The following is a 20691-nucleotide window of genomic DNA, read 5'->3' on the forward strand; positions in this document are numbered from 1 at the left end:
CCGCGTTGGAGCAGATCCCGTCGGCCGTGCTGCGCCTGACGCCCTGCCTGCTGATGAGCCCGCTGTCCATTGCCCAGTACCTGAGCGCCGAGACCAGCAACTTCGACATCGTCATCTTCGACGAGGCCTCTCAGATCCCCGTCTGGGACGCCATCGGCGCCATGGCGCGTGCCAGGCAGGTGGTCATGGTGGGCGACCCCAAGCAGCTGCCGCCCACCAGCTTCTTCGGCCGTGCCGACACCTCCGACACCTTCGACGACGACACGCAGGGCGTGGAAGGCGACATGGAAAGCATCCTGGACGAATGCCTGGGCGCCAGCCTGCCCACGCGCAACCTGTCGTGGCACTACCGCTCGCGCCATGAAAGCCTGATCGCCTTCAGCAACCACCGCTACTACGGCGGCGGGCTGGTGACCTTTCCCTCGCCCGTCACCGATGACCGCGCCGTCAGCTTCCACGCCGTGCAGGGCCGCTATGAAAAAGGTGGCGCCCGCATCAACCAGCCCGAGGCCAAGGCCCTGGTGGCCGACTTGGTGGCGCGTCTGAAGTCGCCGGGGTTTGCGCAGTCGGGTGCCACCATCGGCGTGGTCACCTTCAACTCCGAGCAGCAAAGCCTGATCGAGGACCTGCTGGACGAGGAGCGCCGCAAGGACCCGGGGCTGGAGCCGTTTTTCTCCGATGCGCTGCTGGAGCCCGTCTTCGTCAAGAACCTGGAAAGCGTGCAGGGCGACGAGCGGGACATCATGTACTTTTCCATCACCTACGGGCCCGATATCTCGGGCGCGGTGTCCATGAACTTCGGCCCGCTCAACCGCGACGGCGGCGAGCGGCGGCTGAACGTGGCGGTGACGCGCGCGCGGCAGGAGCTGCGCATCTTCTCCAGCCTGCGCGGCGAGCAGATGGACCTGTCGCGCACCCAGGCGGCGGGCGTGCGCGATCTCAAGCACTTCCTGGAATTTGCCGAGCGCGGCCCGCGCGCGCTGGCCGAGTCGCACCATGGCAGCCAGGGCGATTTCGACAGCCCCTTCGAGGCCAGCGTGGCCCAGGCGCTGGAGCGCAAGGGCTGGCGCGTGCACACGCAGATCGGCGCATCCTCGTTCCGCGTGGACCTGGGCGTGGTGCACCCGGACCATGCGGGCAGCTACCTGGCGGGCGTGGAGTGCGACGGCGCCACCTACCACCGCTCGGCCACGGCGCGCGACCGCGACAAGCTGCGCGAGCAGGTGCTGCGCGGCCTGGGCTGGCAGATTCTGCGCATCTGGTCCACGGACTGGTGGGTCAACCCGGGCGGAACGCTGGAGCGCATCCACGCGGCGCTGACCGCGCTGCTGGAGCAGGACCGGCGCAAGCGTGCGGCCGAGGTTGTAGAGGTTGCCGAGGTGCCGCAGGCGGCTGCAGTCGCCAAGGCAGAGCCAGCGCCAGAGACGCCTGAGTCGTCCGAGTCCTCCGAGGCCTCCGCGTCCTCTGAGTCGCCCGAGGCATCCGTGGAGGACGGCGAGGCGCAGAAGGCTTGAGGAAACAGGTCTTGAGAAGACGGGCCGCGAGAACGCCGACAGCCCGCTGCCGGCCGCCGCTCAGTACAGATCCGGCACGTACATGTGCTGGGGAACCGGGTTGCGCGTGTACTCCGGGTTGCGCGTGCGCTCGGGCAGCACGATGGCCGGGTGCTCTATCTCTTCGTAGGGCAGTTGCGTCAGCAGGTGGGAGATGCAGTTGAGCCGGGCCTTCTTCTTGTCCACGGCCTGCACCAGCCACCAGGGCGCCTCGGCGATGTGGGTGCGCTCCAGCATGGCTTCCTTGGCCTTGGTGTAGTCCTCCCAGCGGCGGCGGCTCTCGAAGTCCATGGGACTGAGCTTCCACTGCTTGAGCGGGTCGTGCACGCGGCCCAGAAAGCGCAGGTGCTGCTCCTCGTCGGTGATGGAGAACCAGTACTTCACCAGCGTGATGCCCGAGCGCACCAGCATCTTCTCGAACTCGGGCACGGAGCGGAAGAACTCCTCGTACTCCTCGTCGGAGCAAAAGCCCATCACGCGCTCCACGCCGGCGCGGTTGTACCAGCTGCGGTCAAAGAGAACGATCTCGCCGCCCGCAGGCAGGTGGGAGACATAGCGCTGGAAATACCATTGCGTGCGCTCGCGGTCGTTGGGCGCGGGCAGGGCAGCCACGCGGCACACGCGAGGGTTCAGGCGCTGGGTGATGCGCTTGATTACGCCGCCCTTGCCGGCCGCATCGCGGCCCTCGAAGAGGATGACCACCTTTTTCCTGTGGTGCTGCACCCAGTCCTGCAGCTTGACCAGCTCGCCCTGCAGGCGCAGCAGCTCGCGGAAGTAGGTCTGGCGGCTCACGGTGTCGGCACCGTCCAGATCGTCGCCACCGCTGCCCAGGCGGGCGTCGTCTATCTCCATCTCCAGTTCTTCGTCGTAGCTGTCGAGCAGATCGCGTTCGATGCGCTGCATCAGCGAATCATGGTGGTCGGGCAGAAGTTCGTCGTACATGGTGGGGAATCCGGGCGTCCAGGAGTTGGCGCCTGGGATGGTGGCGTGGATGTGTGACGCGGCTGTGACGGTGCGGCTGGGTGAATACCCTGGCACCGCTCGCCTTCCCGCCGCCTACAGCCACCCCGCCTTGCGGAACTTGTAGTAAAGCAGGCCGCAAACACCCAGCACGAACAGCAGCGCGGCCGGATAGCCGTATTGCCACTTCAGTTCGGGCATGTTCTCGAAGTTCATGCCCCAGACGCCGAAAAAGGCCGTGCAGATGGCGAAGATACTGGCCCAGGCTGCCAGCCGCTTGGTGACTTCGTTTTCCTCGATGGACACCATGGACAGGTTCACCTGGATGGCCGTGCCCACCGTGTCGCGCATGGTGTCGATCTGGGCGTTGATGCGGCCCAGGTGATCCATCACATCGCGGAAGTAGTCCCTGGAGCCCACGCAGATCTGGGGGACGCGCCCGCCGTTGAGCTTGCCCACGGCTTCCAGCAGGGGGGCCACGGCATGCTTGAGGTCCATGGCGCGGCCCTTGAGTTCATACAGCTGCTTGATGTTGTCGCGCGCCGCGCCCTTGGTGAAGATCTGCTGCTCGATCTGCTCCAGCTCCACCTCCAGCGCGTCGATGATGGGAAAGTAGCGGTCCACCACCGCATCCATCAGCGCATACAGCACAAAGCCCGAGCCGTGGCGCAGCAGCTCCGGCTCGCTTTCGCAGCGCTCGCGCACGCCCAGGAAACCGCGCTTGCTGCGGTTGCGCACCGACAGCACGTAGTTGGAGCCCACGAAGACATCGACCTCGCCATGGTTGAAGTGGCCGGGCCGCTCGGGCTCGGGCTCCAGCAGGTGCATCACGGCAAACAGCGAGCTGCCGTACTCCTCCAGCTTGGGCCGCTGGTGGCCGTGCAGCGCATCCTCCACGGCCAGGGCGTGCAGGCCGAACTCCTGGCGCATCTCCTCCAGTTCGGCCGGCGTGGCGTCCGCCAGCGCCACCCAGACGAAGCAGCCGGGCCGCTCTATGTAGTTGCTGATGTCGGCGACAGGAATGTCCGCCAGCTTGGCCCCGTTTTCGTAGGCAACGCAGTTGATCAGCATGGGAGTTCCCTCGGTAATTCTGGTGCTGGTGATCCTGCCATAACGGGAGAGGGGGAAAAGCCAGTGCCCAAGCTGCCATCGAAACAGCCAGCAGCCCAGGTTTGCGCGCCTGGTAACAATACGTGTATAACCTGTCACAACCTGCTGGGCGTCGCCCGGCGCTTGCGAGCCAAGGACTCAGATGATCTTTCGCCAGTGGGGTATTGCGTTGGGTGCGTTGGGCCTGTGGGCCTTGAGCGGTGTATCTGCAGCCGGTGTGCTGGACAAGATCCAGGCCGGTGGCGCGCTGGTGATTGCGCACCGGGAATCGTCGGTCCCCTTCTCCTACATTGACACCCGCAGCGGCAAGCCCGTCGGTTATGCGCTGGATCTGTGCCTTCGCCTGGCCGAGGCGGTGCGCAAGCAGACAGGCAGGAAGGACATGAAGGTGGAGTTCCTGATGGTCACGCCCGCCAATCGCATGGCCGTGATCGAGCAGGGCAAGGCCGACATGGAGTGCGGCTCGACCACGAACAACGCGCAGCGGCGCCAGACCGTGGCGTTCACGGTTCCCCATTTCATCACCGGCGCCCGGATGCTAGTGAAGGCCGACAGCACCATCAACGCGATGGAGGATCTCAAGGGCAAAAAGCTGGTTTCCACCAAGGGCACCAGCCCGATGGCCCTGGTGACGCAGGCCAACAGGCAGCGCCTGATGGGCATCACCATTGTGGAGGCCCCCGATCACGCGAGGGCCCTGGAGATGGTGGAGAAGGGCGAAGCCGACGCGTTCGTGATGGATGACGTGCTTCTCAACGGGCTGGCCGCTGCACGGCCCGATCCACGTGCCTTGAAGGTGGTGGGCAAGTTCCTGTCCACCGAACCCCTGGCGATCATGCTGCCGAAGGCCGATACCGCGTTCAAGAAACTGGTCGATGAAGAGATGAAGCGCATCATCACCAGCCGCGAAATCCACCCCATCTACGAGAAGTGGTTCCTGCAGCCGATTCCACCCAGCTCCACGAATCTGAACCTGCCGATCAGCTACCTGCTGCGCGACTTCTGGAAGTACCCCACGGCGGATATTCTGCTGTAGGCTCGTGCAGGCGCGGCGCCGGATTTGTCGAGCCGCCAGCGCTTGCCCGCTTGCCCGGTTCGAGGGGCGGCTGCGGCGCCGGGCACATTCAGCCGAACACGGGGCGCATGAAGCTGCGCTCGTAGCTGAGGATGCAGCGCGTGTCCTCCGCGTAGCGGAAGGCCGCCTGGCATTCGGGGTCCTGCATGGACTTGATGCGGTACTCCTCGTACAGCGCCATGCTGGGGAAGCTGAACATGGCCAGCGCCACATTGTTGGCGCCTTCGGCCGGCAGGAAGTAGCCGTGGTGCTTGCCGCCGAATTTCTCGACCAGCGGAATCCAGGTCTTGCCGTACTCCTCGAATTCCTTGGCCTTGAACGGGTCGATGATGTAGCGCAGGTAGCAGGTGATCATGTCTGAAAAGAGAAGGGAGGCGAAGCCTAGAGTTTGAACGATGCCGTCAGGCGGGAGAGCTTCTCAGACTCCTGCTGCAGCACCTGCGTGGCGGCCGAGGACTGTTCGACCAGGGCGGCGTTCTGCTGGGTCACGCGGTCCATGTCGGTCACGGCGTGGCCCACCTGTTCGATGCCGCTGCTCTGCTCGCGGCTGGCCGAGGCGATCTCGCTGACGATGCCCGTGATGTTGCGCACCGTGGTGACCACCTCGCGCATGGTCTGGCCGGCCTGCTCCACCAAAGCGGCACCCGTGTCCACGCGCTCCACCGAGGCCTGGATCAGCGTCTTGATCTCGCGCGCGGCCGAGGCGCTGCGCTGTGCCAGCGTGCGCACCTCGCCGGCCACCACGGCAAAGCCGCGTCCGTGCTGGCCCGCGCGCGCCGCTTCCACGGCCGCATTCAGCGCGAGGATATTGGTCTGGAAGGCAATGCCGTCGATCACGCCGATGATGTCCACCACGCGGCGCGAGGAGCTGTTGATCTCGCCCATGGTGGCCACCACCTGGTCCACCACGGAGCCGCCGCGCTCGGCCACGGAACAGGCGCCCGAGGCGATCTGGCTGGCGTGCTGGGCGTTCTCGGCGTTCTGGTGCACGGTGGCCGTGAGCTGCTCCATGGAGGCGGCGGTTTCTTCCAGCGAACTGGCCTGGCGCTCCGTGCGCTGCGACAGGTCCACGCTGCCCGTGGCGATCTCGCCGGCCGAGCGGTGGATGACGCCGGCCGTGTCATGGATGCGCGTCACCAGCCGGCGCAGCTGCTCGCTCATGCGCTGCACGGCGGCGATCACGCTGCCTTCGGGGGCCTGGGCTGCGCCCGCCAGCCCCGACTGCGACAGGTCGCCCGAGGCGATGCGGTTGGCAATCTCGGCCGCCACCGCCGGCTCGCCGCCAATGGCATTGAGCACGCTGCGCGTGGCCAGCCACGCAATCAGGGACAGCAGTGCGCCCAGCACGGCCAGCGCCGCCACCGACTTGGTGATGGTGGCGACAAAGGCCTGCTGGATGTCGTCCACATAGTCGCCAGCGATCAGGTCCCAGTTCCAGGCCGTGGAGCGCCTGGCATAGGCCAGCTTCTCGCTGGGCTCCTTGGCGCCGGGGCGGGGCCACCAGTACGTGAGGTAGCCGCTGCCCTGGGCCGACGCGCCCACGGCGGCAATGTTGCGGTACAGGTAGTTGCCCTTGGCATCCTGGAAGCCGCCCATGTTCTTGCCGTTGATGCCCGGGCTTGCGGGATTGTTCAGCACCACGGAATCCGTGGTGATGCTGGTGATGTAGCCTGCGCCGCCTGCATAGCGCAACTGGCCCACGCGGGCAATGGCGGTGGCCTTGGCTTCTTCCTCTGTCAGCTTGCCGGCCTTGGCCTCGGCGGCAATCGCCGCAATCAGGCTGTCGCCCGCATCGACGAAGTCGCGCAGCGCCTGCTGCCGGGCCTCGTAGGCCTTGTCGCGTGCCTGGTAGGCGTTGAAGAGGGTGAGCGCAAGCAGCGCGAGAAGGCAGAAAACCAGCGGTGCCAGCAGTTTCTGGCGAAGGGACAGGGCGGGCATGGTCGGGGAGTGCAGCGGAAGGCCAGGAACGCCACAATGCTACAGAAACTTACGGCATGGTTGCATGTAATTACAAATAAAGCTGCGGTCCGCAGCACTGCAAAGGCGGGCGAAAATCGCGCCATGCAAGAAACCCCGCCTCCCGCCGCCCAGCCCCGCAATCCGCTGCACGGCGTCACGCTGCAAGCCATCGTCCTTGCCCTGGAGGCCCGCTACGGCTGGGCCGGGCTTGCGCGGCAGGTTCCGGTGCGCTGCTTTGCGCTGGACCCCAGCGTCAGCTCCAGCCTGAAGTTCCTGCGCAAGACGCCCTGGGCGCGCGAGAAGGTGGAGGCGCTCTATCTGGAGATGCTGCGCAAGGACAGGCGCAGGCCCGCTGCCGCGGACTGAGGGCGCGGCCGCTGTTTCCTGGGCCTGCGCGGCAGGGGCGTTCATCCGTTCTCACACCACGCGCACGCCCAGCCCGCCGACCAGCTCCGCTGCCTGCTCGTGAGAGATCAGGCAGCCCTTGAAATGCTGACTGACCGAGGCAATCGTCAAGCCCTGCAAGTCCACCGAGCGCAGGTCTGCGCCATCGAACCGGGCATTCTTGAGGTGGGCCTCGCGCAGGCTTCCCTTGTTGAAAACCGCATCGCGGAAGTCGCAGCCGGCCAGATCGGCATCGCTGAAGTTCAGGCCCTCCAGCGTTTTCTTGCGGAATGACATGCCGCGCAGATCGGCGCCAATCAGCAGGGATTCATGGAATTCGATGCCCAGGGTTTCCGCACCGCGAAACCTGGCGCCGGTCAGCTTGACCTCCAGAAAGCGCACCGAAGCCAGCTTGGCCAGTTCCCAGTTGGTGTTGTTCAGATCGCTCTGGCACAGCAGCGCATCCGTCAGGTTGGCCAGCCGAAAATCTGCCCGGCCGGCCTTGCAATGCAGCCAGCGGGTCTCGGCCAGCTGGCAGCTCTCGAAGCAGGTGTCCGCAAAACTGCACTCCACGAATTGTGCACCCTGCATATTGAGCCGATAGAGGTTCAATCCGTCGAATGCGCATTGCTCGAAACTCAGGCCGTGGGCGGTCTCTTGTTTCAAAAATTCAGTCAAACTGTCCTGGTCAAATATCTGATTGACAATGGCTTGGGTGGAAGATGCTGTTTTCATGGTCAATATCAGGCATGCAGGTTATTGGTTCAGCCTTGCATGTGCGCTTGCAGCATATTTCGGAAAGACTGGGCAGTGTATGGCCTTGCCATGCGCATGTGTGGAATGACCTTGGCATTTTCCAAGGGCATGCAGGGAAGGGTTTGACGGACGGGCAAAGCTGTGAACACACGCGGGGATGCCAGGCTGCAGTCCGACGCTTGGGGGCCGTCCCGTCGCCGGCGGGCTGCGAGCCGGCCGCTCGACTGCCCGGCTTTTCGGCCCTGACCGCTACCGCGAGCGGCTCCTGGCATGCATCTGTCGAAAAACCCTTACAGCCAGACGCAATCCCATATTACAAAATGTTTCCCGCGTGACAGGAGTACCGGTGAATAATCTGCAGGAAAAACATGGTTGGCACGCCATCTGTATGTTATTGAATGCATTTATTCAGGCAGCCTGAATCCATCATTTGTCAGAAATCTACAAAATATTCTTATGACCGGAATTATTCAGCAGGCACTGCAACAAGATATTGACGGCCTGATCCATGACTGGATTGCGCAGGCCAGTATCAGCGATTCATCCCTTGGAAAGAACGCTGAAAAGGAAGCGCTGGGAATTCTCAATGCCGTCGTGGGTGCCTTCGCCTCCGGTGCCAACCCGGAAAGGTTTTCGGACGCGGGCTGGGACGCCGCACGCCGCCAGCTGGCGGACCTGTCCCGCGCCCGCGCCGCCCAGGGCCAGCGCGCCGGGGAGACCAGCCAGTTCATCCTGTCGCTGAAAAGGCCGCTGTTCTCGCACATCCAGCGCAGGCTGTCGGACAACCCGGCTGCGGCCATCCAGGAAATCTGGCTGGCCACGGTGCTGGTGGACAACATGGCCCAGCACACGGTCAGCAGCTTCCAGCAGGCGCGGGAGGAAATCATCATCCGCCAGCAGGAAGAGCTGCTGGAGCTGTCCACTCCGGTGGTCAAGCTGTGGGAAGGCGTGCTGGCGATCCCGCTGATCGGCACGCTGGACAGCAATCGCACGCAGGTGGTGATGGAGTCCCTGCTGCAGGCCATCGTCGAGACCGAATCGGAACTGGCCATCATCGACATCACCGGCGTGCCCACGGTGGACACGCTGGTGGCCCAGCACCTGCTGCGCACCGTGAGCGCCATCCGCCTGATGGGCGCGGAATGCATCATCAGCGGCATCCGGCCCCAGATTGCCCAGACCATCGTCCACCTGGGCATCGACATGCGGGACATCACCACCAAGGCCACGCTGGCAGAGGCCCTCAAGCTGGCCATGGGCAAGACCGGCTGGCGCATCAGCCGCCAGGCACAGGAGTGAAGCACGCCATGGAACGCATTCCAATCCTGCGCATGGGCGATGTGCTGCTGGTGTCCATTCAGATCGACATGCAGGACCAGACCGCCATGGCGCTGCAAAACGACCTGGCCGAGCGCATTGCAAGCACAGGCGCCAGCGGCGTCATGATCGATATCTCGGCGGTCGAGGTGGTGGATTCCTTCGTGGGGCGCATGCTCGTGACCATCTCGGGTATTGCCCGCATGCTGTCGGCCGCTACGGTCGTGGTGGGCATGCAGCCTGCGGTGGCGATCACGCTGGTGGAGCTGGGCCTGTCTCTTGGCGGGGTGAGGACTGCGCTGAACGTCGAGCGGGGGATGGCCCTTTTGCGGACCCAGCAGACGGGAGCCTTCCTTGGAACATGAACGCAGCGGCGATATGCCGTTACAAAACGAGCAGCAAATCGTTGCCACGCGGCAAACGGTGCGCTCGCTTTGCCAGATGCTGAAGTTCTCGCTGGTCGATCAGACAAAGATGATCACCGCGGCCAGCGAGTTGTCGCGCAATACGCTGATCCATGGAAAAGGTGGCCGCATGTGCTGGGCCATTGTCGAAGTGAATGGCAGGCAGGCATTGCAGCTGATCTTTGAAGACACCGGTCCCGGAATCAAGGATTTGAAACTGGCCATGACCGATGGCTTCACCACGGGCATGGGCATGGGCCTGGGGCTGCCGGGCAGCAAGCGGCTGGTGAATGACTTCAAGATCGAGTCAGAGCCGGGACAGGGCACACGAGTGAGTATCACCAAGTGGAAGTAATCCGGGGTTGGACGCATCGTTCATTTCCAATCGGCGACACCAGCCGTGTGGGTGAAGTAAGGCGCCATGTGGCCGCGCTCGCGGCCGACATGGACTGGCACGAAGAAGATGCGGGCCGGGCAGGGTTGGTGGCCACCGAGCTGGCCACCAACCTCCTGCGTCACGCCCGGGGCGCCGAAATCTGGATAGCGGCGCGCGCGCCCTTTCATGACATCGAGATCATCTGCGTCGATCGCGGGCCGGGAATCGCGGACATCGCCAACGCCATGCAGGACGGGGTGAGCACAGGTTCGGGATCGCCGGGCACGGGCCTGGGCGCCATCTCCAGGGTGGCCGATGACTTCTTCGTTTTCTCCGAACCTGCAGGCACGGTGAGCCTGGCGCGCGTGCGCGCGGGCCGCAGGGCGCCGTCGGCACTGTCGTTGCGCATGGGCGCCGTGTGCCTGGCCGTAGCGGGCGAGACCATCAGCGGCGATGCCTGGGCGGTCAAGTCATGCCCGGGCCAGGCCGATGTACTGGTGGTCGACGGCCTGGGCCATGGTCCGCTGGCGGGCGAGGCAGCCCGGGGCGCGGTCGATGTCTTTGCTCCGTTGGAGGCCCGCAGGGCGGGTGATGCCGGTGGCGATGCCGCCATGCCGCTGGAGGAGTTCGTGGCTCAGGCCCATGCTGCCCTGCGTGGCACGCGGGGCGCAGCCCTTTTCGTGGCACGCTGCCATGCAGACGCCGTGCAGTGCTGCGGGGCCGGAAACATCAGCGGCAGGCTGTTCAATGGCGTGACCGATCGCAGCCTGATCGGCCAGCACGGAACGGCCGGCATTCAGATCTCGCAGCCCAAGGCGGCCGACTATCCCTGGCTGCACCATGGCGTGCTGGTGCTGCACTCCGACGGCGTATCCGCCCGCTGGAAACATGGTGACTACGCAGGCCTGCTGAGCCGGGACCCCGGCCTGCTGGCCGCCTGCATTCTCTGGCGCAACACCCGCAGCAGGGACGACGCCACCGTGGTCGTCCTCAAGGCCGAGGAAGAACAATGAACGAAGAAGAGCTCAAAGCCGAACTGGAACTGAGCCGCGCCGAGGTCAGGTCCTTGCGCGAGGAACTGGAAGAGACCAATCGCGGCGTGGTCGCGCTCTATGGCGAGTTGGACATGCAGGCCGAAAAGCTGCGCAAGGCCACCGAACTCAAGAGCCATTTCCTCTCTTACATGAGCCACGAGTTCCGCACGCCCATAGGCGCCATCCGCAGCAATGCGCGCCTGCTGCTGGACCATGTGGATGGACCGCTGACCACGGAGCAGACCCGCCAGGTCGGGTTCATCCAGGACACCGCCGCCGAGTTTTCCGAGATGGTCAATGACCTGCTCGATCTGGCCAAAATCGAGGCCGGCCGGCTGGAAATCTCGCCGGGCTGGTTCGAGATGATGGATTTGTTCGCCGCCTTGCGCGGCATGTTCAAGGCCATGGCGGACAACGTGGAGCTGAGCCTGGTCTTCGAGGAGCCCGGTGACCTGCCGCGCTTCTACACCGACAACCGCAAGCTTTCGCAGATCCTCAGGAATTTCATCTCCAATGCACTGAAGTTCACCCAGCAGGGCGAAATCAAGGTGTCGGCCGAGCTGGTGGGCGACATGCTGGTGAAGTTTTCGGTGGCCGATACCGGCATAGGAATCGCCTCGGAATTCCACGACGCGATCTTCAATGACTTCACCCAGATCGACTCGCCCATCCAGAAGCGCCTGCGCGGCACGGGCCTGGGACTGGCACTGTCCAAGCAGCTGGCCCAGCTTCTGGGCGGCTGGGTGGAGGTGGAAAGCGAATTGGGCGAAGGCTCCACATTTTCCGTGATCGTTCCTGCCCATCTTCCGGTCGACCCCAAGGCCTGACATTGGCAAACCTGGCTTCATCCATTCAAAAACAACAGGAGCGTCATGCCAAAGAACACGACTGGAATGATTCTTCCCACCTTCGACCGCAGCCTGCACACCATTCTTGTGGTGGATGACAATCCGGCCACGCGCTATTCCACGGCGCGTGTCATCCGGGCGGCAGGATTCCAGACCCTGGAAGCGGAAACCGGGGAAAAGGCGATTGCCCTGTCCGAGACCGGCGTGGCGGCCGTGGTGCTGGATGTGCACCTGCCCGATATCTCGGGCTTCGACGTGTGCCGCACCATCCGCGGGGCGCGGAACACCAGCCTGATCCCCGTGGTCCACCTGTCGGCCGAGTATGTGAAAAGCAACCACCAGGTGGCCGGCCTCAACGCAGGGGCCGACGCCTACATGGTGCACCCGGTGGAGCCGCAGCTGCTGATTGCCACGCTGCACGCGCTGATCCGCGCGCGGCTGGCCGAAGACGGCCTGCGCCGCAGCGAGTCGCGCTTTCGCGCCATCTATGACCAGGCACCGGCGCCCATGATGCTGGTCAACTCCCGTGGCCTGATCAACGATGCCAACTCCCAGGCACAGGCGTTGCTGCAGCGCGGCATTGACGAGCTGGGGGGCAAGCCGCTGGCCGGTTTCGCTCCTCAGGCACTCCAGGAACAGGCTGCCGCCCAGTTGGCGCAGAGTCCTGAAAAGGCCTGGCGCGGCGAGTTTCCCATCGTCCAGGCAGATGGGCAGGAGCGTCTTATTTCCTGGAGATTCTCCGATGCCATCGAGCCCGGCATCCGCCTGGCTGTGGCCCAGGACCTGACGGAATCCATGGAGTTCGAGCGCCAGCGCCAGCAAATGCTGGAGCAGGAACAGGCGGCGCGTGCGGCGGCCGAGCGCATCAGCCGCACCAAGGACGATTTCGTGGCCGTGCTCTCGCACGAGCTGCGCACGCCGCTGTCCCTGCTCAACGGCGGCACCCATTTGCTCAAGCGCCCCAATCTCAGCGAGGCCATGCTCAAGAAGGGGATAGACGCCATCGAGAAAGGCGTGAAGGCGCAAAGCCGCATCATTGCCGACATCCTGGACATCTCGCGCCTGACCACGGGCAAGCTCAATCTGTACCGCGAAGAGGTCAATGTCTGCGCATTGGCCATGCAAAGCCTGGAGCCCCTGCGCGACAACGCTGCGGACAAGAGCATCAGCCTGCAGTTCGAGGCGCCGTCCGATGTAATCATGGCGTGGATCGATGTCACGCGCTTTCAGCAAATCCTGTGGAACCTGGTGTCCAACGCCATCAAGTTCTCCAGTGCGCGCAGCGTGGTCCGGGTCGGTCTTGAAATCGATGGTGAAAATCTGCTGATGCGCGTGGTGGATGAAGGCGTGGGCATAGCGCCTGAGTTTCTTCCCCATGTCTTCGAGCGGTTCTCACAGGCCTCGGCCCCCGCCACGCGCGGCCATTCGGGGCTGGGGCTGGGGCTTTCCATCGTCAAGCACCTGGTGGAGTTGCACGGCGGCTCGGTGCGTGCCCACAGTGAGGGCGTGGGACTGGGCGTCGCCATGCTGGTGGAGATTCCGCTGCATGAAGGCGGCGCTTCCCAGTCCGACCCGCTGAATGCGCCTCTTGAAAATGGCGAGTCGCTGAAGGGCAGGGACATCGTCATCGTTGAAGACAATGCCGACACCAGCGAAATGCTCAGGGTGGTGCTGACCGATCAGGGCGCCATCGTCAGAAGCGCCGAGAACTTCGACGAGGCCATGGCCCTGGTCCATGCGCAGTGGCCCAGCCTCATCGTCAGCGACATCGGCCTGCCGGGCAAGGATGGCTTCCAGCTGGTCAAGGCCCTGCGCGAGGCGGAGGCCGCGCACTTTGGCGGCAAATTTGGTGGCTCCAAGCAGGTGAAGATCGTCGCGCTCAGCGCCTTTGCAAGGGAGCAGGACCGCACGCAGGCGCTGAAGGCCGGCTTTGACCACTATCTGGAAAAGCCGCTGCAGCCGCACCTTCTCATCCGGGTGCTGCTGGGGCAAGGTTGATCCTTGGGGGCTGCCTGCCCGCCCGTGTCATGCGGGCCAGGCACCCAACGCTTCGGCCAGGAACTCCGCCGTGACGCGCACCCTGGCCGTGCGCTGCAGATCGGGGTGCATGACCTGCCAGACCTCGTAGTCGTCCGAGCGCTGGCGCTGCGGCCAGATGCGCAGCAGGCCTTCGCGCTCGCCCATGCTCACGGGCATCTCGCCCAGGCCGATGCCGGCGGCCACGGCTTTGCGCACCAGCAGGCTGGAGTTGGCGGCCATGGCAATCCGGGCATGGCGCGCGGGCACGTCCACCATGGTGGGAACCGGCCGCTGCTCCAGAAACGGGCCGTAGACCACGAGGTGGTGGCCGCGCAATTCGTCCTCTGCGGACGGCTCACCAAAGCGCGCCACATAGGCGGCGCTGGCAAACAGGCCCACCGGCCAGGCGACCACGCGGCGCACCACCAGCTCGGGCGCCTCGGGGCGCACGTTGCGAAACGCGATGTCGGCCTGGCGGCGGCCCAGGTTGAGCATCTGCGTGGACACCTCCAGGTCCACCCGGATGCCGGGCCAGCGCTGCTGCAGGCGCTCTATGGCGGGCAGCAGGAATTCGGTGGCGATCGAGTCGGTGCTGGTCACGCGCACCAGGCCGGCCGGGCTGTCGTCCAGCCCCTCGATGCGCGTGCGCAGGTCCAGCGCCGCGCCCTCCATGCGCCGCGCGGCGCCCAGGGCGGCTTCGCCGGCGGCGGTGAGCAGGTAGCCGTCTCTAGCGCGCAGAAAGAGCTTGCTGCCCAGCTCGGCTTCCAGCGCGTTCAGGCGCCGGCCCACGGTGGCCTGGTCCACGCCCAGGCTGCGTGCGGCCGCGCGCAGGGAGGGCGCACGGGTCAGCGCAAGAAAGATGCGGGTGTCATCCCAGTTCATGGTGGTTGGAGTGATGCAGATTTGCAGCACTGTAGAGCGAAATCGCTGCGTTTGAGAGGCCTGGAGCAGTCGTAAGCTTTGGGTATCGGACCTTCAACCCTTTTTTGAATACCCATTGCGCAATGAAAGACAGCACAAGCATGCAAGCCATTGTTTTTGACGATTTCGGCGGCCCCGAAGTGCTCGTGGCCCGCGACGTGGCCCGGCCCGAGGTCCGGCCCCATGACCTTCTGGTGCGCAACGCCTCCATCGGCGTGAACCGTGCAGATGTCTCGCACCGCAAGGGCGCCTATGGCCGCGCCCACTTCGGGGAATCCGACCTCATGGGCCTGGAGATCGCCGGCACCGTGGTCGAGGTGGGCGCCGAGGTGCAGGGCTTTGCCGTGGGCGACCGCGTCATGGGCATCGTGGGCGGCGGCGCCTATGCCGAGCTGTCGCGCATCGACCACCGCATGGCCATGCATGTGCCCGAAGCGCTTTCGCTGACCGATGCCGGCGCGGTGGCCGAAGTCTTTGTGACCGCGCATGAGGCGCTGTTCCACCTGGCCAATCTGCAGCCCGGCGAGGCCGTGCTCATCCACGCGGCGGGCAGCGGCGTGGGCTCGGCGGCCGTGCAGCTGGCGCATGCGGCCGGTGCGCGCGTGTTCGCCACGGCCAGCGGCGACAAGCGCGAGGCGGTGACGGGCCTGGGCGCCGATGTGTTCATCGACTACCGCAGCGAAGACTTCCAGGCCGTGGTGGCCGAGCAGACCGGCGGCAAGGGCGTGGATGTGGTGGTGGACTTCATCGGCGCGCCGTACCTGGAGCGCAACCTGCGCTCGCTGGGCATGGGCGGGCGCCTGGTCTGCGTGGGCCTGCTGGGCGGCGCGCTGGCGGCGGCCGTGCCGATGGACGTGCTGCTGTACAGGCACCTGAGGATCTTCGGCACGGTGATGAAGTCGCGCCCGCCCGAAGTCAAGCAGGCCATGGTCCGGCGCTTTGCCCAGCGCTGGCTGCCCGCGCTGGCGGCCGGCACCATCCGCCCCGTGATCGACAGCACCTGGCCGCTGGCCGAGGCCGCGCAGGCGCACCGGCGCATGGAGTCGGGCCAGAGCGTGGGCAAGCTGCTGCTGATTCCCGGGCAGGGCGGTCAATAGGGCACTCAATAGGGCGCTCAATAGGGCGTTCAATAGGGCGGCCAGGCCCCATCCCCCGCGTCCACGGTCGCGAACATGGTGCGCACGGTGTGCGTGAAATGCGGCCGCGTGATGTCGCTCCAGGCCGTGGCGCGCACCTGCAGCCAGGCCGGGCAGCCCAGCACGCCGGGGTTTTGCAGGTCATAGCAGGCCAGGGACAGCGGGCCGCCGTCGTGGTTCAGGTAGCGGCGTGAATGGATGTTGCCCTGCACGGCGGCCAGGCCCGGCATGTGTTCTTCGTCGTACCAGCGAAAGATCTCGGGCGCCCAGCCTTCGGCCGGGTCCATCTCCACCGTGTAGTGGGCATGGCGCTGCTGCCCGTGCGAGGCGCCGGGCCGGTCGAAGGCCAGCGTCAGCCTGGACGCCGCAAGGTTTGATGCGGCCGGCAGCATGGCCTGCGCCGCCGCCTGCACGGCAAGCACTGCAGGCCGCGAGACGCCGATGCGGCCCGGCAGCTCCACATAGACGTAGATGCGCCCCGTGCTGGCCGACCAGGCGAATCGCTGGACGGTCAGGCGCACGCCCAGGCCTGCCGCCTGGGTGAGGGCGTCGCCAAACGCAGGACCGTAGGCGCTTCTTGCGAGTGCCTTGGCGCTTGCCAGGCAGGGCGCTGCCATCGTCCATCGCAGCAGCAGGCAGTCGGCAGGTATGCGGGAATCAGCCATGCCTTCAGTGCCCGATATGGAATGCGGTGAGAAAGCGCGAGACCATGTTGTAGGCCGCGATGGTGGCCACCAGGTCCACCTGCTCCTGCGCGCTGAAGCGGGCCTGCACCTGGGCGAACAGCGCGTCGGCGACGGTGATGTCGCGCGTCATGGCATCGGTCAGGCGGATGGCAAGGTGCTCTTGCTCGGTCCACGGCGCATCCGCGGCGCAGGGGATGCTGCGGGTCGCCTCGATGGCCGCATCGCTCTTGCCCGCCTTGTGGGCATGGGGCACATGGGCATTGAATTCATAGGGCGCGCCGTTGAGCACGGCCACGCGCAGGATGACCAGCTCGCGCAGCCCTGCATCCAGGCTGCTGCGATTGCGCACGGCCGACAGCATCTGCTCCCATCCGTGGGCGATGGGCGGGCTGTTGAGCAGCACCTGGTACAGCTCGGAAATGCGGCCGCGTTCGGCCAGGATGCGCGATTCCACAGCCGCCAGTTCGGGGTGGGTTCCGGGGAGTACGGGTTGGATTCTCATGGGGGCTCGCTTCAGTCGGGGGTGATGCCGTTGGCGCGTACCACGCGGCTCCATTTGAGGGTGTCGGCCTGCAGCGCCCTGGCCAGCTCGGCCGGCGTGCTGCCCACGACTTCAGTGCCAGAGGCTTCCAGGCGGCTTTTGACCGAGGACGTGTTCAGCGCCCGCTGCACGGCCTGACTCATTTTTTCGGTCTCGGCCGCTGGCGTGCCCTTGGGGGCGAACAGGGCGTACCAGTTGTCCGAATCCACGCCGGTGATGCCGATCTCGGCAAAGGTCCTGACCTCGGGAAAGCGCGGGTGGCGCCGGCTGGCGGCAATGGCAACGGGCTTGAGCTTGCCGGCGGAGATCTGTCCGATCAGCCCGGGAATGTCGCCAAAGAAACCATCGACATGGCCCGCCACCACATCCGTGATGGCGGGCGCGGCGCCCTTGTAGGGAATGTGGGCGAGCTGGATGCCCGCATGCTCTTTGAGCAATTCCATGGCCAGGTGCGGCACGCTGCCCGTGCCGGACGAGGCCATGGTCAGCGGTGTACGGGCCTGGCGTGCGGCTGCCACGAACTGCGCGCCGTTGCCGTAGGGCGCCTTGGCGTTGACCACCAGCATCTCCACGTTGCTGACCACCAGCGACACCGGTGCGAGGTCGGTGGCCGGCTTGTAGCCGAGCTTGGGGTACAGCGCCGGGTTGATGGCCACGGCGCCCACGCTGGTCAGCCACAGCGTGCGCGTGTCCGGCTGTGCGCGCGATACGTATTCGGCCGCAATGGCGCCGTTGGCACCGGCCTTGTTCTCGACCACGACGATGCTGCCCAGCTCCTTGCCCAACTGCTCGGCCAGCGTGCGCGCCACGAAGTCCACCGGGCCGCCCGGCGGAAAGGCCACGACGATGCGCGTCATCTGCGGCTGCGCGGGCGCAGGCGCGGGCCATGCGGCGCAAACCAGGGCAGCGAGGGGCGCCAGGGCCGCCAGCGCCATGGACAGGCAGCGCCTGCGGCGGGTGGAAGGGATGCTTGTCATGGATGTCTCCTTTTATGGGTATCTGTGGGCAGGGCGACGGGCGATGAGCCACAGGCGACAGGCGCCTTGTGCGGTCCTCAGAACCGGTACAGCCGCTGCGGGTTGTCCACCAGCAGGGCCTGCCGCAGCGCTGGCGTGGGCGCGATGTCGGCCAGCGCATCGACCAGCAGGCCGTCGTCGGGCACATGCGTGTGGTTGGGGTGGGGCCAGTCCGTGCCCCACAGGCATTGCGCGGGAAAGCGCTCCACCAGCAGGCGCGCCAGCGGCTTGCCCTGGGCATAGGGCGGCTGGCTGTCGATGCGGTCCACGCCGCTGACCTTGACGTGGAACTGCGGCTGGTCGGCCAGCAGCTGCATCAGCGCCTGGAAATCTGCATGCCCTGCGCCCAGGCGCGCATCCACGCGCCCCATGTGGTCGATCACCACGGGCACGGCACTGGCCTGCAACTGCCGGCCCACCGTATGCACCAGGCTGCTTTCGAAATGCACCTGCAGATGCAGGCCGGCCGCGGCCAGGCGCGGGGTCAGCGCCAGAACGTCTTCAATGCGGGCGCCGGCCAGGTGCCGCATGAAGTTGAAGCGCACGCCCCGAAACCCCGCACCCGCCAGCCGCGCCAGCTCGCCATCGGACACATCGGCGGCCACCAGCGCCACGCCCAGGTAGTTGCCGCCACCGGCGGCAATCGCGTCCTGCACCGCACTGTTGTCCAGGCCGTGGCAGGCGGACTGCACGATCACGCAGCGCGACACGCCCAGGTGGCGGTGCAGTGCAAACAGCGTGTGCTTGCCCGCGTCCGCCGGGGTGAAGCTGCGCCCGGCCGCATAGGGAAACTGGGTGCCGGGACCGAACACATGCACATGGGTATCGCAGGCGCCCGCAGGCAGCTGCAGCGCGGGCTTGGAGGGGGACAGGGCGTAGGTGAGTTCAGGCATGGGGCTTTGCAACAAGGCAGCGACAGCGAAGGCTTGTGGCGATTGTGGGCGGGCTTGCCGCGAATGAGGCATAGACTTGGCTGATACCTGCTATCAGCCAGAAGCATGCTGAAAGCCCTTGCCAAGGAGAACCATGGACCTGACGCGCCTGAGCTATTTCGCTGCGGTGGCCGAGGCCGGCAGCTTCAGCCGCGCCGCCGCCGCCCTGCATTTGTCGCAACCGGCCCTCAGCCGACAGGTGCTGTTGCTGGAGGGGGAGCTGGGACAGCGGCTGCTTGAGCGCACCGGGCGCGGCGTGGTGCTGACCGAGCCGGGCCAGGCGCTGCTGCAGCATGCGGCCGGCATCTTTGCGCTGGCCGCGCAGGCCGAATCGGACATGCAGGACCGGCTGCGCAGCCCGCGCGGGCGCATCAGCATCGGCCTGCCGCCCTGGGTGGCGCGCTCCATCGCCGCAGACCTGGTGCAGGGCTTTTTGCAGCAGTACCCCGACGTCACCATCTCCATCGAGGAGAACCTGAGCATCAGCCTGCGCGAATGGCTGATCGCCGGGCGCGTGGACATGGCCCTGCTGTTCGATCCCCCGCACTCGCCGCAGATCACCACGGAGACCCTGCTGCGCGAGCCGCTGGTGCTGGTCAGCAGGCATGCGCTGCCCGCCAAGGTCCGCATGGCGGCGCTGTCCCAGCGCAAGCTCGTCATGGCGCGCGGCCCCAACGCGCTGCGCAAGCTGCTGGAGAGCTACACCGTGCCGCGCGGCGTGCCGCTGCACATGCTGGCCGAGGTCGATTCCGTGCACACCGTGCTCTCGCTGGTGGCCCGGGGCATGGGCGACTCCGTGCTGCCGCTGAGCGCCATTCAGGGCACGGCCTCGCCGTCGCAGCTGTCGATCGCGCAGATCATCTCGCCCGTCGTGCGCAACCGCCTGGTGCTGGCCATTCCGCGCGCACGCCCGTCCACCCGCGTCACGCGCTTTGCAGAGCAGCTGATCAAGCGGGTGGTGAGCGAGCGGCTGGGCTTGCCGGGTTGATCCGACAGCTGTTGAACGGCCAGTGCGAAGCCCTGGCCCGCACTCAGCCCAGCTTGTGCCGCGTCCTGAGCAATCCCAGGCCCAGCGCGATGAAGGTGCCGCCCACGATGCGGTTGAACAGCCTGGCGTGCGCCAGCACGTGGCCCTTGATCATGGAGATCAGCAGCACATAGCAGGCGTGCGAGATCAGGGCGCAGACCGCGAACGTGGTGGTCAGCACCAGGTACTGCGTGAGCAGCGGCTCGCCCGGGATGACGAATTGCGGGAACAGCGCGGAGAAGAACAGGATGGCCTTGGGATTGGTCAGCGACACGCCCAGGCCCTGCGCCACCAGCTGCCAGTTCCCGCGTTCACGCCGGTGGGCAGGCGCCAGGCCGGCGTCGCTGCCCAGCAGCGCGTCCTTGCTGCGCCAGCGCTTGACGCCCAGCCAGATCAGGTACATGGCGCCTGCCACCTTCATGACCAGAAATGCGTGGGCCGACATGCTGAGAATGGTGCCCATGCCGATCATGGCCAGCCCGGAGACCACGAAGATGCCCACCGAGCTGCCCAGCGAACTCAGGGCCGTTCGCCTGGCGCCCACGTCCACCGAGTTGGAGATGGCCAGCAGCACTGCCGGGCCGGGAGTGAAGCACATCAGCAGCGAGACGCCGCAGAAAACAAGCCAGTGGGCGAT

Annotated in this window: 22 protein-coding genes; 11 read left to right on the top strand and 11 right to left on the bottom strand. The window is 65.9% G+C overall.

From position 1 onward, the window contains the following. On the top strand, positions 1–1514 hold a 1514-nt coding region (locus L995_RS10665; protein WP_047471570.1), incomplete at its 5' end, for an AAA domain-containing protein. A gap of 60 nt (positions 1515–1574) precedes the next feature. On the opposite strand, the gene ppk2 is transcribed toward L995_RS10665, so the two are convergent. Both ppk2 and corA read right to left on the bottom strand, forming a co-directional pair. Then, complete coding sequence (gene ppk2 / locus L995_RS10670; RefSeq protein ID WP_046238364.1) at positions 1575–2495, bottom strand: polyphosphate kinase 2; 921 nt, start codon at positions 2493–2495, stop codon at positions 1575–1577. Between the two features lie 114 nt (positions 2496–2609). Continuing rightward, the gene (corA, locus tag L995_RS10675) at positions 2610–3584 is read right to left on the bottom strand and encodes a magnesium/cobalt transporter CorA (RefSeq protein ID WP_012206223.1); all 975 of its coding nucleotides are present in this window, start codon (positions 3582–3584) and stop codon (positions 2610–2612) included. Positions 3585–3765: 181 nt separating this feature from the next. Between corA and L995_RS10680 the strand changes: the two genes are divergently transcribed. Further along, complete coding sequence (locus tag L995_RS10680) at positions 3766–4659, top strand: amino acid ABC transporter substrate-binding protein (RefSeq protein ID WP_047471526.1); 894 nt, start codon at positions 3766–3768, stop codon at positions 4657–4659. Positions 4660–4747: 88 nt separating this feature from the next. On the opposite strand, the gene L995_RS10685 is transcribed toward L995_RS10680, so the two are convergent. Both L995_RS10685 and L995_RS10690 read right to left on the bottom strand, forming a co-directional pair. After that, complete coding sequence (locus tag L995_RS10685) at positions 4748–5053, bottom strand: NIPSNAP family protein (RefSeq protein ID WP_047471528.1); 306 nt, start codon at positions 5051–5053, stop codon at positions 4748–4750. Positions 5054–5079: 26 nt separating this feature from the next. After that, positions 5080–6636, bottom strand: a complete 1557-nt coding sequence (locus L995_RS10690) for a methyl-accepting chemotaxis protein (protein ID WP_047471530.1) — start codon at positions 6634–6636, stop codon at positions 5080–5082. A gap of 123 nt (positions 6637–6759) precedes the next feature. Between L995_RS10690 and L995_RS10695 the strand changes: the two genes are divergently transcribed. Further along, positions 6760–7023, top strand: a complete 264-nt coding sequence (locus L995_RS10695) for a VF530 family DNA-binding protein (RefSeq protein WP_197065130.1) — start codon at positions 6760–6762, stop codon at positions 7021–7023. 51 nt (positions 7024–7074) lie between these two features. Here the strand turns inward: L995_RS10695 and L995_RS10700 are convergent, their stop codons facing one another. Then, entirely contained in the window at positions 7075–7776 is a 702-nt protein-coding gene (locus L995_RS10700) for a pentapeptide repeat-containing protein (RefSeq protein ID WP_047471531.1), read from the bottom strand. Between the two features lie 477 nt (positions 7777–8253). Between L995_RS10700 and L995_RS10705 the strand changes: the two genes are divergently transcribed. Genes L995_RS10705 through L995_RS10730 form a run of 6 tightly spaced genes read left to right on the top strand, consistent with a single transcriptional unit; the run spans position 8254 to position 13774 of the window. After that, on the top strand, positions 8254–9096 hold the full coding sequence (locus L995_RS10705; protein WP_047471532.1) for an STAS domain-containing protein: 843 nt from the start codon (positions 8254–8256) through the stop codon (positions 9094–9096). A gap of 8 nt (positions 9097–9104) precedes the next feature. Further along, positions 9105–9479 (top strand): STAS domain-containing protein, encoded by a 375-nt coding sequence (locus L995_RS10710; RefSeq protein ID WP_047471574.1) that lies wholly within the window; start codon positions 9105–9107, stop codon positions 9477–9479. After that, on the top strand, positions 9469–9873 hold the full coding sequence (locus L995_RS10715; RefSeq protein ID WP_082001532.1) for an anti-sigma regulatory factor: 405 nt from the start codon (positions 9469–9471) through the stop codon (positions 9871–9873). The genes L995_RS10710 and L995_RS10715 overlap by 11 nt, the downstream gene beginning before the upstream one ends. 47 nt (positions 9874–9920) lie before the next feature. Continuing rightward, complete coding sequence (locus tag L995_RS10720) at positions 9921–10907, top strand: ATP-binding protein (protein ID WP_331428948.1); 987 nt, start codon at positions 9921–9923, stop codon at positions 10905–10907. Next, positions 10904–11755 carry a sensor histidine kinase gene (locus L995_RS10725; RefSeq protein WP_047471536.1) on the top strand — a complete coding sequence of 284 codons (852 nt, stop codon included), beginning with the start codon at positions 10904–10906 and terminating at the stop codon, positions 11753–11755. The genes L995_RS10720 and L995_RS10725 overlap by 4 nt, the downstream gene beginning before the upstream one ends. A gap of 45 nt (positions 11756–11800) precedes the next feature. Beyond that, a complete protein-coding gene (locus L995_RS10730) occupies positions 11801–13774 on the top strand; it encodes a hybrid sensor histidine kinase/response regulator (RefSeq protein WP_047471540.1) in 1974 nt (657 codons plus the stop codon). A 27-nt stretch (positions 13775–13801) separates the two neighbouring features. Here the strand turns inward: L995_RS10730 and L995_RS10735 are convergent, their stop codons facing one another. Then, positions 13802–14677 (bottom strand): LysR family transcriptional regulator, encoded by an 876-nt coding sequence (locus L995_RS10735; protein ID WP_047471542.1) that lies wholly within the window; start codon positions 14675–14677, stop codon positions 13802–13804. 140 nt (positions 14678–14817) lie between these two features. Between L995_RS10735 and L995_RS10740 the strand changes: the two genes are divergently transcribed. Beyond that, complete coding sequence (locus L995_RS10740; protein WP_156136030.1) at positions 14818–15813, top strand: NAD(P)H-quinone oxidoreductase; 996 nt, start codon at positions 14818–14820, stop codon at positions 15811–15813. Positions 15814–15842: 29 nt separating this feature from the next. On the opposite strand, the gene L995_RS10745 is transcribed toward L995_RS10740, so the two are convergent. The 4 genes from L995_RS10745 to L995_RS10760 all read right to left on the bottom strand — a co-directional run bounded on the left by L995_RS10745 (position 15843) and on the right by L995_RS10760 (position 18988). Next, positions 15843–16517: a hypothetical protein gene (locus L995_RS10745; RefSeq protein WP_047471547.1), complete on the bottom strand. Its 675-nt coding sequence runs from the start codon at positions 16515–16517 to the stop codon at positions 15843–15845. A 4-nt stretch (positions 16518–16521) separates the two neighbouring features. Next, entirely contained in the window at positions 16522–17040 is a 519-nt protein-coding gene (locus L995_RS10750) for a carboxymuconolactone decarboxylase family protein (protein ID WP_047471549.1), read from the bottom strand. A gap of 11 nt (positions 17041–17051) precedes the next feature. After that, positions 17052–18056, bottom strand: coding sequence for a Bug family tripartite tricarboxylate transporter substrate binding protein (locus tag L995_RS10755; protein WP_047471551.1), 1005 nt, complete (start codon positions 18054–18056; stop codon positions 17052–17054). A 77-nt stretch (positions 18057–18133) separates the two neighbouring features. Then, entirely contained in the window at positions 18134–18988 is an 855-nt protein-coding gene (locus L995_RS10760; protein ID WP_047471553.1) for an amidohydrolase family protein, read from the bottom strand. A gap of 133 nt (positions 18989–19121) precedes the next feature. Between L995_RS10760 and L995_RS10765 the strand changes: the two genes are divergently transcribed. Beyond that, positions 19122–20015: a LysR family transcriptional regulator gene (locus tag L995_RS10765; RefSeq protein WP_016446401.1), complete on the top strand. Its 894-nt coding sequence runs from the start codon at positions 19122–19124 to the stop codon at positions 20013–20015. A 43-nt stretch (positions 20016–20058) separates the two neighbouring features. On the opposite strand, the gene L995_RS10770 is transcribed toward L995_RS10765, so the two are convergent. Continuing rightward, positions 20059–20691: LysE family translocator (locus L995_RS10770; RefSeq protein WP_231574408.1), on the bottom strand; the 633-nt coding region annotated here is incomplete at its 5' end.

Source organism: Delftia sp. ZNC0008 (assembly GCF_000799035.1).
In the GTDB taxonomy this organism is placed as follows: domain Bacteria; phylum Pseudomonadota; class Gammaproteobacteria; order Burkholderiales; family Burkholderiaceae_C; genus Comamonas; species Comamonas tsuruhatensis.